Here is a 13,990-nt window from a genome sequence, read left to right on the forward strand (position 1 = left end):
GACCAAGCGGCGACCAATCAAACGGCCGAGACACCACGCCTCCACACCGTGTTCGGAACCAATTCACATTGTCGATTCCGAATACTGACGGAGAGATTTTGTATGCGCTAGCGCAACAAATAGGCGAGTTTTACCATGAGGCCAACCGCCCGGGAACCCGCAGTGGACGAAGTACCCGGTAGGAGCCCGACATCATTGCCGACATCGCAAGGGAGCCGTCCGTGGACCTGGTGATCGACTATCAGATCCTGCACGACGCGGCCGCCAAGATCGACGCCCTGGAGTCCGAGATCGGCATCGTCACCGATCACGCGCAGGGGCACGGGCTGGTCCCGGCCACCGGCGGCAACGTCGTCTCCACCTCGCTCGGCGCCATCGGCATGGCCTTGGAGGGCCTGTACGTGGCCTGGGCCGGTCCGTTGCGCGACGCCGGGACCCAGATCCAGCAGCTGTCCACGACCTTCCGGAGCATCGCGCAGGTCTACTTCGACGCCGACGCCACCCAGGCCGGCGCGGTCCAGGCCGGCATCGCGATGTCGAACATCCGCGACTACCCCCAGGAGTACGCCCAGTACGAACAGGCGCTGGCCGCCTGGGAGCAGCTCGACGACCCGAACAACGTGCCCTACTACACCGCCGACGGCCAGGAGCACTGGATGAGCGTCCCCAGGCCGACGCCTCCGCCGGTGCCCGGGACCACCAGCACCGGGCCGACCGGGGCCACGACCACCGTCCAGCAGGGCGGCATCGACCAGTACGACCCGAACCACGGCCCGCAGATCACGTCGGAGACGACGACCTACAGCCAGGGCGGGCAGACCTATTCCGAGACCACGACCTTCGGGCCGGACCAGGGCTGGCACGACGGCCCGGTCCAGAACACCACGACCACCATCAGCCACGCCGACGGCTCGCAGGACACGATCACCACCACCTACACCATGAACGGCTCGGCGACCACGACGGACGTGAACACAGCCAACGGGACCAGCACGACCACCACCCAGACCCGCACGGGCTGGGACGCGCCCTGGCAGACGCCCCCCACCGATAACGGCAACACCGACACCACTACCAACAGCGACGCCAACACCCCCGCGGCCTGGTAAGCCCGGCCTCCACCGACCGCCACAGCCCAGCACCGACCTGCACCGACCAGCACCGAGTACCCGCTGAAACTCACAGAACAGGGAATCCCATGGCAGATGTCGCCATCGACTACGGCACGACCCAGTCCGTCGCCAGTGCTCTGAACGGAGCGGTCGCCACGATCGTGCCGCAGCTGCAGTCGTTGCAGAGCCAGGTCAACGCCCTGCTGTCGCAGGACGGTGGCCTGTGGATGAACGCCACCAGCCCGGCCCTGCAGAACGCCTACGCCACCTTCAACACGTCGCTGACCCAGGCGGTCAACGGCATCAACAACTTCGCCACGCAGTTCAACGGGATCGCCGGGCAGATGCAGAGCATGGACACCCAGATGGCCAGCTCGATCACCTCAGGGAGCTGATTCCGGCTCGCCCGGCTCCGCGAAGCACAGCACAGCACAGCACAGCACAGCACAGCACAGCACAGCACAGCGGTGGCGCATACCGTAGATCGCTACGGTAGGCGCCACCGCGCTATGCGGTCTTGAGCACCGTCAGCGGTAGCGCGATCTGCTGGATCCCGCCACTGACCGGGTCCGCGACGTAGCCTCGACCGGCCCGCGGCGGCCGGCGCAACTGGTTCGGCGGGATCCGCGCCCCGACGAGGTCGCCCTCGGCCGGGGTCTGCGGGTTCAGCAGCACCCCCTGCCGCATCCGGCGCGCCTCGCCGACCCAGCCGACCATGGCCTGCACGAACGTCTCGGACGAACCGGCCATGGCCAGCCCGACGCCGCGGTCGCGGCCGGTCGCCACGATCGCACGCAGCGCCAGGTCCGCCGCCGGCATCTGGGCGAGCAGATCGGCGTCGTCGACCAGGACGACGCAGGGCGAGCCCAGTTCCTTCACCGCCGCCTCCAGCTCCGCACCCGACGGGTTCGCCTCCGTCAGCACCCTGACCTGAGGATGCGCGTCGAGCCTGCGCAGCGGCGAGGCCCGCGGGGTGACGGCGACGACGTTGGTGCCGCCGGCCAGCAGTGACACCGCCAAGGTGACCAGCACCGTGGAGCGCCCGGTGCCGGGCGGTCCGCAGACCGTGAACACCGACGCCTTGCCCGCGAAGTCGACCAGGACCGGCTCGGCCACGTCGCCTCCGACACCCAGCACCCCCAGCATCGGCCGGCGCTCGGCGACCCGGTCGAAGGCGTCGTTGAAGCTCAGCTCGGCCGGCAGGAGTCCGATCGGCAGCGGCCGGGAGTCCTTGCCGACCGCCTCGTCCCGCTGCGTGGTCTTCTCACCGAGCGCCCGGATCGCCGCGGCCTGCGCCGCCCCGGACGGATCGGCGGCGACCACCGCGACCTGAACCTCGGTGCTGCTTCCGGAGATCCACGCGCGGCCGGGCTCCACGACGGTCGGCAGCCTGTCCATCGGCAGCCCGACCGCGATGTAGTCGCTGCGGTCCGTCAGACGAAGCAGCAGGCGGTTGTCGTTGAGCGAGCCGATGCGGCCGGACAGCAGGGCCCGGTCGCCGCTGAGTATCACGTGGATCCCGGCGGCCGCGCCCTCTCTCAGCAACCTGATGCACTCGTCGATCAGGCGGCCGTTGTCGTACTCCCCGACCGCCGCGTACAGAGCCTCCCAGCCGTCGACGAGGACGAACGCGTGAGCCGGCCGCGGACCGGGCGGCATGGCGGCGCGCAGCTCGGTCAGGTTCGCGCTGTGGTGTTCGGCGAGCAGATCCTGGCGCCGGGACAGCTCCTGCCCGAGGCGGGTCAGGAGGCGGTCGACGCGCTCGATGTCGGCGCGGTGGGCGACGGCGCCGGTGTGCGGAAGGTGGGCCAGCACGCTCAGCGCGCCGCCGCCGGCGTCGATGCCGTAGAAGTGCACGTTCCCCGCGCTGTGCCGGCCGGCCAGGGCCGCGGCGATCGTGCGCAGCGTCTGCGACCGGCCCGAGCGGGTCGCGCCGACGACGTAGAGGTGCCCGAAGGTGTCGGGGTCGATGGTGATCGCGCGTTGGGTCTGCAGGCTCGGGATGTCCTGCAGCCCGTACGCGACCGGGGCGAGCTCGTGGTCCTGCCCGGAGACCGACGGGAGTTCGGCCAGCGTCAGGCGCGAGGGCAGAGCCGGCAGCCACGGGCTGGGCTGGCGCGGGATCTCCAGCTGCCCGGCGGCGTCGGCCAGCGCGGCGACCAGCACCGACAGGTCGGTCGGGACCTCGGGGCCGACCGCCTGGCCGGCCTGCTCCGGCGGTTCCAGGACGCGTCCGAGCCGGGACCAGGGCACCGCCACGGCCCACGGCGGACTTATGGGCACCTCGGCGTCGGCGTCGGTGTGCTCCCCGCCGACGTACCCGGTCTGGAACGGGGCGACCGAGCGGTGGGCGAGGCGTACCAGGGCCCGGCCGGGCACGGTCGCCGGGATCATGGCCGCGTCGGCGGTGTCGATGATGTCGGCGCTCTCGACGGGATCGGTGACGCGCAGCGCGATCCGCAGGTTCGTGTTGGCCCTGATGTCGGGGGTGACGACCCCGGCCGGCCGCTGCGTGGCCAGGACCAGGTGGATGCCGAGCGACCGGCCGCGCTGGGCGAGGGAGACCATGCCCGGGATGAACGCCGGGACCTCACGGACCAGCGTGGCGAACTCGTCGATGACCAGGACCAGGCGCGGCAGCGGCGGCAGGTCCGGTTCGCGGCGCCGGGCGGCCTGGTAGGCCGGGTAGTCCTTGTGGCCGTGCTCGGCCAGCAGCCGCTCCCGGCGGCGCAGTTCGGCGGCGAGGGATTCCAGCGCCCGGTCCACGAGGTGGCCGTCGAGGTCGGTCACCATGCCGAGCGTGTGGGGCAGGTCGACGCAGTCCCGGAAAGCCGATCCGCCCTTGTAGTCGATGAGCAGGAACGTCAGCTCGTCGGGCCGGTTGGCGAGCGCGAGCGAGGCGACCAGGGTCTGCAGGAACTCCGACTTGCCCGAGCCGGTGGTCCCGGCGATGAGGGTGTGCGGGCCGTCGCGGACCAGGTCGATCGCCGTCGGCCCGTCGAACCCGGTACCGATGACGGCGGCGGTCGAGGCGGGGCGGAGCAGCCAGCGCGCCGCGACCTGTTCGCCGTCCGGCTCGGGCAGGTCCAGCAGGTCCAGCAGCCGCACCGTCAGCGGAAGCGAGCCGCCGTCCTCGGGGGTGGTGTCACGCACCGGGGCGAGCGCGCGCGCCACCCGGTCGAACCACTCCGGCGGCGGCAGGTCCGGACGGATCGGCGAGAGCTCCGGCTGGTCGTTCTGCCGCAGTGCCAGGCCGGCGGGACCGTCGACCACGATGGTGGCGGCCTCCTCCGGCAGCAGCCGCACTTCGCTGTCCACACACAGCGCGTACACGCGGACCGCCGGGCCCTCGGCGAGCACCTGGACCAGGCCCGCCACATCGCGCAGCCGCCGTGCGCCGTCGACCACCACGACGATGTCGGGGTCGGCGAACATCACCGAGCCCATCGCCGATCCGCGCGCCTTCGTGCGCTGTTTGACGATCGACACCAGTTCGGCCACGCGATGGGCCACCGTCTCCGGGTCGTTGCCGATCAGCACCGGCGGGTCCCCGAACGGCGAGCGCGCGTGCGGCAGCCAGCGCACCCAGTCCCACGTCTGGGCGCCGTCGGCGTCGGTCAGCACCACGAGGCGCACGTCGCGCGGGCTGTGCAGGACCGCGGCCTGGGCCACGAGCCAGGCCACCAGAGGCCTGATCCGCTCCGCGGGCCCGGCGAAGCCGACGACGCCGCAGTCGGTGAGGGCGACGCCGGTCGGGATGGCCGGAACCGTCCAGGGCACGTCGGCGCGAGTGCCGGGACGCAGCGGATCGACCCGCTCCTCGTCCTCCACCTCGACGACAGAGGGCTGATCCACCGTGCCGAGCCTGAGCACCAGGTGGTCGGGGTCGCGGCGGCGCCGCTCCCACAGCCGCCGCCCGGGTCCGGTCACGGTGGCCGCCAGCAATGCCGGATCCGGGGCGATCGCCGCCCGGACCAGGCGTTCGGCGGCGACGGCGTCGGCGATCTCGACCGCGAGCCGGGCCTTGGTGGCCGCGCGCTCGGCGACGCGCCGCTTGTGGTCCTTGCGGTTGTGGCGGCGGTCGCTGACCCAGTTGGAGATCGCGAAGACCGGTGAGAACACCGCGAAGATCAGAAAGAACATCGAGTGCAGCAGGAACACCATCGCGACGCCGAGCAGCGCCGGGGCGAACATCATCGCCAGCGGGAAAGGGCGGCGCGGTACCACGGGCGGCGGGGCGGGAATGCGGAACCGGGTGCGCGGCAGGGGTTCGACGATACGCGGCGGCCGGTTGAAGTCCAATCCGGTCCCGTCGTCGGCGGACCGGACCGCGGCGTCCCGCGGCACCGGTGCGGTCCAGTGCACCAGCACGTCGCGGACCTCCAGGTCCGCCGAGGCCGGCCAGGGTTCGGCGGCGGCGCCGCCGGGTGGCGCGGCCGCGAGCCACGCCTGCTCGTCGCTCTCGGCGGCCTGGCCGCCCTCCTGCGGGAGCGGCGAGGGCGGCACGACCTGGACGAGCCGGACCTCCTCCGGCTCGTGGACGAGCACTGAGACATCCCCTTCGGGGCCCACCGTGAGCGTGGCGGCCACCTCCGGGGCGTCCCCGATCAGGACCGTGCACTCCGGCGCGGAACCGATGCTGTACGAGCCCATCGCGAGCGGAACGATGACGCCCGCTCCGGGGCCGGAGACCACATGCAGCTCGATCAGCACCGGCGGCTCGGCGGCCCGCGCGTGCGGCCGACGGTCCAGGAACGCGCCTTCGCGCAGCCCGATCTCACCGATCGGCCTGGTCCCGGTGACGGCGTCCGGACCCAAGTAGTAAGCGTGGCCGAAGTCGCCCGTGGTCTCGGCGACGACGCCGGCGATCTCGGCGGCCGGGGTCCGGGGGTCGGCTTCGACGACGAGGTGCCGGGGCTCGCTGTCCCGGACGGTGAACGACACGCGCATGGCGCCTCCCTGATGCGGCTCTGGTCAATCGGGGCTGATCATGCTGGCCGAGGCGTGCGGCGACCGGCCCGCACGGCGCTACGGCCCGGGAACGTCCTGCGCGATGATGGTCTCCAGGTCGGACGGCGAGGGGTCGCCGATCGCGGCGGTCCGCAGCGCGTGCCGTTCGGTGAGGGACTGGAACAGCTGCCGCGCCAGGCGGCCGTTGCCGAAGCCCTCCCCGCGGGCGATCCCGCCGAGCCGGTCCAGCAGTGCCTGGCGCGCGCCGGCATCGAGGGTGTAGCGGTGCTCGTCGGCCTGCTGCTGGACGATGGCCAGGAGTTCGGCGACGTCGTAGTCCTCGAATGTCAGGGTTCTGGTGAACCGCGAGGCCAGGCCGGGGTTGGAGTCGATGAACCGGTGCATGTCGTCCGGGTATCCGGCGACGATGACGACGAGCTCGTCCCGATGGTCCTCCATCAGCTTCACCAGGGTGGCGACGGCTTCCTGGCCGAAGTCGTTGCCGCCGCCGACCGGAGCCAGGGAGTACGCCTCGTCGATGAACAACACGCCGCCCAGCGCCCTGCGGAACACGGCCGTCGTCTTCGGGGCGGTGTGGCCGACGTACTCCCCGACCAGCGCGCCGCGGTCGGCCTCGACCAGGTGGCCGCCCTCGAGCATGCCCAGGCCGTGCAGGATCCGGCCGTACAGGCGGGCCACGGTGGTCTTCCCGGTGCCGGGGTTGCCGGCGAACACCAGGTGCCGGCTGGTCGGCGGCGGCGGCAGGCCCGCCTCCTGGCGTCTGCGCACCGTGCGCATCAGCGACACCTGGGCCGTGATGTCCCGTTTGACCGATGCCAGGCCGACCAATCCTTCGAGCTCTTCGATGAGTTCGTCGACATCGATCTCGGGGTCGGGAGCCGGCCCGGCCGCGGGGAGCGGGATGGTGGAGACGCTGACAGCGCTGCTCTCCACCTGTTCGACCACGGCGGCCGCGGCGCTGTCCAGGGCCATGTCCTGGTCCGCGTCATGGATGCGGATCCGCCTCAGCAGAGGTGTGGCGGCGGCTCCGACGTGGACGGCGGGATAGAGGGTCTCGGAGATCTCGCAGTCCTCGAACACTCCCCCGGCGCCGTCGGCGATCATCAGCCCGTTCTTGCCGGTCCGCTCGATGACGACGTCCCGCACCCGGGGTTCGGTGCCGGTCCACGCGACGAGCGCCGAGCCGGCGCTGTCGGTGACGCGGCAGCGCTCGACGCGGGCCCGGGTCGGCGCCGTCACCAGGATCCCGGCCAGTCCGGAGCCGGAGATGACGCAGCCTTCGACCTCGATCCGGCCGGCGGTCTCGGCGCTGATCCCGCTCATCCGGCTGTCGCCGATCGTGCCGCCGTCCACCCGCAGAGAAGACTCGTCGGCGGCGCGGACGCCGTGTTCCTGGCTGGCGCGGACCACACAGTCCTGAAGCTCCGCCGCGGCCCGGTCGGCCAGGTGGACCGCCGCGAAGCCGGTGTTCTCGATCGTGCTGTCCCGCAGGTGTGCGCGGGCGTCGTCGCCCACGTAGAGCCCGTTGCCGCCGCTGACAGTGATCCGCAGTCCGCGGGCCCGCACCCGCGCCGAGGCCAGGACGGCCAGCGCGGTGGACGGCGAGTCCAGGATCTCGCAGTCCTCCAGGACCAGGGTGGCGGCCGCGCCGACCACGATCCCGCCGCCGGTGAACACCAGTCCTCGCAGGCTCGCATCGGCTCGGACGACCAGGTCTCCGTCAAGCTCGACGATGACGGAGCCGCTCTGTCCGCCTGCCGTCAGCGTGGCGGGCCTGGCGAGTTCGAGCCGCTCCCGATAGCGGCCCGCGGGCACCCGCACCGGATCCGGGCCCGCCGCCTCGATCAGGCCTTTGACGGTCACCGCGTCCTCGCCGGCCGGCGCGCGGTTCGGGGACGGATCCGTCGCGGGCACCGGATCGGACGGGGGCAGTTCGGCAGGCCGGCTCCCGGCCACTTCCGGCCCGGCGCCGGCCCGGCGCGAAGCGCGCCTGAAGGCTGATGCCGTCATCGCTCGGCCGCCCTGCCGGCGAATCGGAGAGCGGGAAAGCAGATCAGCGACGTACGCATGCTCCGTAGTCTGCGTCCCCTGATATGTCGTCGCAATTGAACGAATTCTGGGTACCGCTCACCGGCGGGGTGGCGGTGGCGACAGCCCAGCTCGGCTGGGTTCCACCGCAGCCCACATGCAGTGCGTAGGGCTCGGAGACCGGGAGGGTGTAGCCGTAGGTGGCGGTCGCGGGGTTCGCCGTGGGCCACCACGGGGAGAATCCGGCGCCCTGGGCGACGTCGACCCACACGCCGGTGACGGCGTTGCCCGACAGGCAGGTCACTGAGCCGCTGATGGCGACCGTCGTACTGGTCGGCGCCTGAGGCGGGGGCGCCTTGGAGGTCGTCTGCACGCGTGGAACGCTGTGTGTGCTCGCGGGCGCCACGGGGCGGGACGTGTGCCGCGTCGACGAGGGGAAATCCGGGGGCGGCAGCGCTGCTGACGACAACGGCGCTGCCGGCGGTGCCGACGAAGGCGACGGGGCCGAGGAGCGCGGTGGCGGCGCACCGCCGACCACCGCGTGGGCGGTGCTCGACGTGGAGCTGGCCGGGGCCGTGGTGGAGGTCGAGGAGCCCGTTCCGTGGGCCGACGAGGTGATGACGGCCCCGGCGGCGCCGAGGTAGACGGCCGAGTCGCCATGCCGGTCCGCCACGGCCGTGTCGACGCTCACCGCGGCGGCGATCAAGGCTCCGGCACCGGCGAGGGCGGCCGCGAAAAGCCGTCCGCGGCGGCCCCCGCGGCCCCCGTTCCCGGGGCCGCGCCGTGCCTGGAATTTGTTCCTGTCTATCGCATAATCCCTGCTCTGGCCTTTGCGCATGGCGTCAGCGTACTGTCTTTGGTGTCTCATTCAAGCCCGCCCGGCGACGACGGGCTCGACGGGTGGCCGAGCCCGCCCACCGACGAATTGGATCAGTCCATTGCGCCGCTTCGCGCTCCGCGTCCTCCCGGCCGCCGGCCTCACCGTCCTGGCGGCTGTCGTCGCCGTCGTCCTTCCGCCGGGGGCGTCAGGGGCGACCCCCGTGCCGCCCGCGCCCTCCCCCAAGGCGATCGTGAACTGCCTCGGCACCGTCCCCGCCGCGCCCGACGCCAAGAGCTCCGCCCCGGTCGTCCTCACCGACTGCTCCGCCGCCACGACCCGGCAGTGGACCACGACCGCCGGCACGGTCCGCTCGGCAGGCCAGTGCCTGCAGACCGACGGCCAGGGCACCAACGACGGCACGCCGGTCCAGCTGGGCCCCTGCACCGGACGGCCCGACCAGAAGTGGGCCGTGCACGACGGCACGCTGATCAGCGCGCCCACCGGCAAATGCCTGGCGGTCCCCGGCGGCTCGACCACGGTGGGCACTCCGCTGGTCATCCTGGGCTGCGACGGCGGAGCGGCGCAGCAGTTCGCCCAGGCCACGGTCCCGAGCACCGGGAGATCCGGCGGCGCCGCCCGGTGGCTGCCCGCCGCCCTGATCGCCGTGGCGGCCGCGATACTCTGCCTGCTCCTCGTCTTCCCGGGGCCGACCCGTCGAGCCGCCCGCCTGGCGCATGCGCTGCGGGCCAGGCTGCCCAAACGCCGCCGCCGCTTGAGCCGTGCGCTGCTGGCCCGCCTCGCCGATCAGGCCACCGTGGACACCGCCGCCCAGGCGTTCGCCGCCGCCGGCCGCGACACCTCGTGGTGGCCCTACGCCGTGGCCGTCTCCGGACAGGACGCAGTCGTCTGGCTGGCGGGGCTCGACGTGCCCGCGCCCCAGCCGCCCTGGGCGCCGGTGCCCGGCGACCCGCACGCCTGGACGGTGTCGCGGGCCGACCTGGATCCGGAGACGGAGGCAGCAGACTGGGCGGCCTGTCCGGTCATCCTCGGCGTGCTCGATGACCGGGTCGTCGTCCTGGATGTTTCGCAGTCCCATGACACGCTGGTGATCGGCGGCGACGCCCGCCGGGCCGAGAAGGTCAGATCCGCACTCGCCGACCAACTCGAAGGCGGACGAGTCGTCCTGCGCGGGAACGATCCGCGCCCGGTGGGCGGCCGTCCCCACTGGGACATCAGCGTCGACTCAGAGGGCTGGATCACGGTGTACGGGCGCCGAGTAGCGTTCGCCCAGCCTGCCGCCGTCCCAACAGTTCCGGCTCCTCGGGTGGAGGAGGACCCGCTGCCGACGGAGACACCCGATCCGTCGCAGCAGACCGAGGATCCGTCTTCCGCGACCGATCGCGCTGGTGTCATCGCGGTCTCCTCGGTGCACGGGCCACGGTCGACCGAGACCATCCAGCTCCCGGTCGAACCACAGGAAGCCGACACCGATATCCCGGTACGGCGCAAGGCCGTGTCGAGTGCTTCCTCGGAAACCTGAGCGATGTCATTATTTGCGATTCCTGGCGACCTTCTCTGCACCTTCCGTGGGGCTTCACTGGTGCTTCTCTGCGAATTCACCGAAGGAATTCGCACACATTGACCCATCGGCTGGAGGGCCGCTTGTGACGCATTCGCCAGTCCACCCGGCCGACGGCCGGACCGCCCGCGCGTTTGCCCGACACACCACAGACGTCCATCACGACACTCATCGCGACCGCTCCGAACATCAAGCGGGACGCGAGCCGGAACGAGCCGGCACAGACGGAATCCGCCCCTGAGGTCGTCCTCCCACCAGGCGTCTACACCGAACACGTAGTCCTGGGCGGCCCAGTCTCACTGATCCCCAGGGACGGCCCTGGCACGGTCGTGATCTCGGTGACCGAGGGCACGGCGCTGACCGTGCGTGCTGATGCCGTCCTGCGAGGCATCGTCATCGTCTCCGGCGACGCGGGACTACCCGCAGTCTCCGTGGAAGCCACTTCTCCTCTCTTCGAGCACTGCGAGATCCGCGGCGCACGGATCGAGACGACCGGGGACGCGTCCCCCACGCTCCGTCATTGCACCATCAGCGGCGCGGTGTCGGCCGGTCTCCTTGCCCGCGGACGCAACCGCCCTCATCTGCGGGACTGTCTCTTCGACGGCATCGCCGCCGAGGAGCGGGCACGGCCGCTGATCCGCCTCACCACCATCGCCAGGCCAGCCGACACGGGTTTCCGTGTCGTCGGCGACGCGCAGGCCGACATCGTCCGCAGCTGGGTCGTCGACAGCGCAGGGCCCGGCCTGCTCGTGGACGACCGCGCCGCCGTCCGCCTCCGGTCCTGCCGCATCGTCAACGCCGCGACCGACGGACTGCGGATCGACGGCAACGCGGCACTCAAAGACCGCCGCCTCCCCTTCGACGAACCGACCCCCCCTCGACGACACCATGGCCGCCCGGACTGCGCGGTGACCGGCGCGGGCGCCGAAGGCGTCGTCGCCACCGGCGCCGCACCGAGGCCGGCCACGGCGACGCCACCCTGCACGACTGCCGCATCTCCGAAGCCCGCAACGGCGTCATGCTGACCTCGACTCGCCACCCGGTCCTCGCGCGCTGCACGATCGAAGCCGTCGAACGCGTCGGCGTCACCATCGGCCGGGAGGGTATCGCCCTCCTCCGCTCGTGCACCGTCAGCGGCACCGGTCCGCACGGAATCTTCGCCGACCACGGCAGCGCCCCCTCCATCGACGGCTGCCGCATCGAGAACACCACCGGCAACGGCATCACCGCCCGGGCCGCGGCCGAGCCACGCGTCTCGACAACCGTCACAAGCGCAGGCGGCCACGGCGTCACCTTCCAGAACGGAGCCGGAGGCGCATTCGAGAACTGCGACATCACCGGCGCAGCGGGCTCATCGGCCGTCCCGTCCAGAAGGAGACCGGCGCGCACCCTGAGTTCGTGGCCTGCCGCCTGCACGAACCCGGGAACGCGCCGCTCGAACGCCCTTCAGAACCTTGACCAAGGCATGGCCAAGCCAGCACGGCTCAGCCGATGAGGTCGAACTCCTCCCAGCCGCCGATGGCGGTCCGGTTCGCGATCAACGGCGAGTTGCCGTAGTTGTCAGCGGTCACGTACTCGTCATCCGCCGCGGCCTTGAGGCTGATGCTGCCGTCGGCGTTATTGATGAGTTGGAAGGTCTCCCAGCCGCCGATCGCGGTCCGGTTGGCGATGAGCGGCGAGGCGCCGGCGTTCTCCGCGGTCACGTAGTCGTTGTCCGCGTGCGAGAGCAGGGCGATGTTTCCGCCTCCGAGATCGATCAGGTCGAACTGCTCCCAGCCGCCGATCGCCGTGCGGTTGGCGATGAGCGGTGAGGCGCCGGCGTTGTCGGCGGTCACGTAGTCGTTGTTCGCGTGCGCCCGCAGACTGACTACGCGGCCCTGCGTGAACGCGGCCGTGCCGGCGGGGCTGCCCAGTCCGGTCGGGCCGTCGTAGCCGGGACCCGCGGTGCACAGATAGGCCGGCGAGCACGAGCCGTTGCTGCCGGTGGTGATGTCGTTCAACGCGAATGTTCGGCTGTACGCGTACGAGGCGGGGTAGCTGCCCGCGGCGGGAGTGCCGGCGACGGCGTAGACGGCCGCGATGATGGGGGCGGCCACGCTGGTACCGCCGGCGACCAGCCAGCCGGGACTTGAGAAGCTGTCGTAGAGCGCGACCCCGGTCCCCGGGTCGGCCACCGCGGAGACATCGGCGGCGGACCGCATCGCGCAGCCGGTGTCGGTCTGCCAGGAAGGTTTCGGCTCGATGGTGGAGCAACCGGAACCGGAACCGGACCAGGTGGTCTCGCTCCAGCCCCGCGCACTGTCGCTCGACTGGGTGAGCGAAGTACCCCCGACCGCGGTCACGTAGGGCGAGGAGGCAGGGTACTGAGTCGCGTATCCCTTGTCGCCCGACGAGGCGACGACGGCCACGCCCGGATGGTTGTAGTCCGCGTCGAGGGGCGTCTCGGCGGCGGACTCCCCGGTCCCATAGCTGTTGGAGACGTACTTGGCGCCCAACGCCACGGCGGTGTTCACCGAGGCGCCCAGGTCGGTCATCGCGTTCGAGTACGCCTCGACCAGCACGATGTGCGCGGCGGGTGCGATCGCCGAGACCATGTCGAGGTCGAGCGCCGTCTCCCCGGCCCAGTCGGCGTTGGAAGGCGGGTAACTGGTGCCGCCGCCCTGATCGACCTTGCGGAAGCAGCCGTTGGCCGTGGTACAGGCCGGCAGCCCGAACTGGGCGCGGTAGACGGCCAGGTCCGCCTCAGCGGTGGGATAGCCGTCGGCGTCCACCACGGCTATGGTGGCGCCCGCCCCGCCGTTGGCCGGTATCCGGTAGGCGCTCGTCAAGTCGGCCGGACCGTAGCCGGCGGGCGTCGCGTTCGGCGACACCGCAGTACGGCTGAGCGCCCGCGGTTGGACGACGTCCGTACGGATCAGCGCGTCGCACTGCGCGTACCCGGCGCGCGTCGGCGCGGTACAGGAGTGCTTGTACTTGACTTGGCCGCTCGGACCCGACGCGGACGCACCGGCCGCACTGGCAGGTACGGCACCGACGAACGCGCCGGCTACGAGAGCGCCGGCAGACAGTGCGGAACCAAGGACTCTGACACGGCGCCGGCGCAGGCTGGGCGAAGAGAAATGAAACAACGGTTTACCTTTCGATGGCTGCTGTGGACCGAGGGTCTGCTGCCGACGCCGGACCCACCGCGCATGCCCTGATCTCGCAGAGGGCAGCCTTCATGGCTGGACCTCGTGAATCGCGCGTGGGGGGAACCGGCAGGCAGGATCTGCTACTGGAAGTACGTAGCTGATGGCCGTGGCATTCAATCCTCGGCGCACACCTTGCGGCCGTCGGCCTGACGGTCGTGGTTCTCCCTTGTAATTCGGTGGTTCACGCCGGTGAAATGCCCTGTGATCCCTCCCCGGTCAGAATTCTGATCGTCCAGAAGGCTGACGGGAGGCGCCATGTCTCGGCCGTTTGATTGGTCGCCGCTTGGTT

At 71.5% G+C, this 13,990-nt stretch carries 10 protein-coding genes; 6 read left to right on the forward strand and 4 right to left on the reverse strand.

All coding sequences use genetic code 11. The features are described 5' to 3' along the window. Positions 1-221: 221 nt before the first annotated feature. Both KGQ19_RS42285 and KGQ19_RS42290 read left to right on the forward strand, forming a co-directional pair. Complete coding sequence (locus KGQ19_RS42285; protein WP_212020133.1) at positions 222-1,109, forward strand: hypothetical protein; 888 nt, start codon at positions 222-224, stop codon at positions 1,107-1,109. An 89-nt stretch (positions 1,110-1,198) separates the two neighbouring features. Then, on the forward strand, positions 1,199-1,507 hold the full coding sequence (locus tag KGQ19_RS42290) for a WXG100 family type VII secretion target (protein WP_212020134.1): 309 nt from the start codon (positions 1,199-1,201) through the stop codon (positions 1,505-1,507). 112 nt (positions 1,508-1,619) lie between these two features. Here the strand turns inward: KGQ19_RS42290 and KGQ19_RS42295 are convergent, their stop codons facing one another. The 3 genes from KGQ19_RS42295 to KGQ19_RS42305 form a co-directional block, all read right to left on the reverse strand. Then, on the reverse strand, positions 1,620-6,062 hold the full coding sequence (locus tag KGQ19_RS42295; RefSeq protein ID WP_212020136.1) for an FtsK/SpoIIIE domain-containing protein: 4,443 nt from the start codon (positions 6,060-6,062) through the stop codon (positions 1,620-1,622). Positions 6,063-6,140: 78 nt separating this feature from the next. Then, a complete protein-coding gene (locus KGQ19_RS42300; RefSeq protein ID WP_212020138.1) occupies positions 6,141-8,093 on the reverse strand; it encodes a right-handed parallel beta-helix repeat-containing protein in 1,953 nt (650 codons plus the stop codon). 43 nt (positions 8,094-8,136) lie between these two features. Then, positions 8,137-8,484, reverse strand: coding sequence for a hypothetical protein (locus KGQ19_RS42305; protein ID WP_212020140.1), 348 nt, complete (start codon positions 8,482-8,484; stop codon positions 8,137-8,139). A gap of 16 nt (positions 8,485-8,500) precedes the next feature. Between KGQ19_RS42305 and KGQ19_RS42310 the strand changes: the two genes are divergently transcribed. The 4 genes from KGQ19_RS42310 (at position 8,501) to KGQ19_RS42325 (ending at position 12,005) form a co-directional block, all read left to right on the forward strand. Then, the gene (locus tag KGQ19_RS42310; RefSeq protein WP_212020142.1) at positions 8,501-8,755 is read left to right on the forward strand and encodes a hypothetical protein; all 255 of its coding nucleotides are present in this window, start codon (positions 8,501-8,503) and stop codon (positions 8,753-8,755) included. A gap of 294 nt (positions 8,756-9,049) precedes the next feature. After that, the gene (locus tag KGQ19_RS42315) at positions 9,050-10,471 is read left to right on the forward strand and encodes a ricin-type beta-trefoil lectin domain protein (protein WP_212020144.1); all 1,422 of its coding nucleotides are present in this window, start codon (positions 9,050-9,052) and stop codon (positions 10,469-10,471) included. 173 nt (positions 10,472-10,644) lie between these two features. After that, entirely contained in the window at positions 10,645-11,535 is an 891-nt protein-coding gene (locus tag KGQ19_RS42320; protein ID WP_212020146.1) for a right-handed parallel beta-helix repeat-containing protein, read from the forward strand. Beyond that, positions 11,529-12,005: a right-handed parallel beta-helix repeat-containing protein gene (locus KGQ19_RS42325; RefSeq protein ID WP_212020151.1), complete on the forward strand. Its 477-nt coding sequence runs from the start codon at positions 11,529-11,531 to the stop codon at positions 12,003-12,005. Before KGQ19_RS42320 ends, KGQ19_RS42325 begins: the two co-directional genes overlap by 7 nt. Here the strand turns inward: KGQ19_RS42325 and KGQ19_RS42330 are convergent. Continuing rightward, positions 11,995-13,338: a peptidase S8 gene (locus KGQ19_RS42330; protein WP_212020148.1), complete on the reverse strand. Its 1,344-nt coding sequence runs from the start codon at positions 13,336-13,338 to the stop codon at positions 11,995-11,997. The two genes, KGQ19_RS42325 and KGQ19_RS42330, sit on opposite strands and share 11 nt — an antisense overlap. Positions 13,339-13,990 lie beyond the last annotated feature (652 nt).

This window comes from Catenulispora pinistramenti, assembly GCF_018274385.1.
GTDB classification, from domain to species: Bacteria; Actinomycetota; Actinomycetes; order Streptomycetales; family Catenulisporaceae; genus Catenulispora; species Catenulispora pinistramenti.

Bases quoted from the DNA above. Each gene is read 5' to 3' on its own strand.
- KGQ19_RS42300 (WP_212020138.1), bottom strand. From the start codon at position 8,093: ATGACGGCATCAGCCTTCAGGCGCGCTTCGCGCCGGGCCGGCGCCGGG.
- KGQ19_RS42325 (WP_212020151.1), top strand. From the start codon at position 11,529: ATGCTGACCTCGACTCGCCACCCGGTCCTCGCGCGCTGCACGATCGAA.
- KGQ19_RS42290 (WP_212020134.1), top strand. From the start codon at position 1,199: ATGGCAGATGTCGCCATCGACTACGGCACGACCCAGTCCGTCGCCAGT.
- KGQ19_RS42295 (WP_212020136.1), bottom strand. From the start codon at position 6,062: ATGCGCGTGTCGTTCACCGTCCGGGACAGCGAGCCCCGGCACCTCGTC.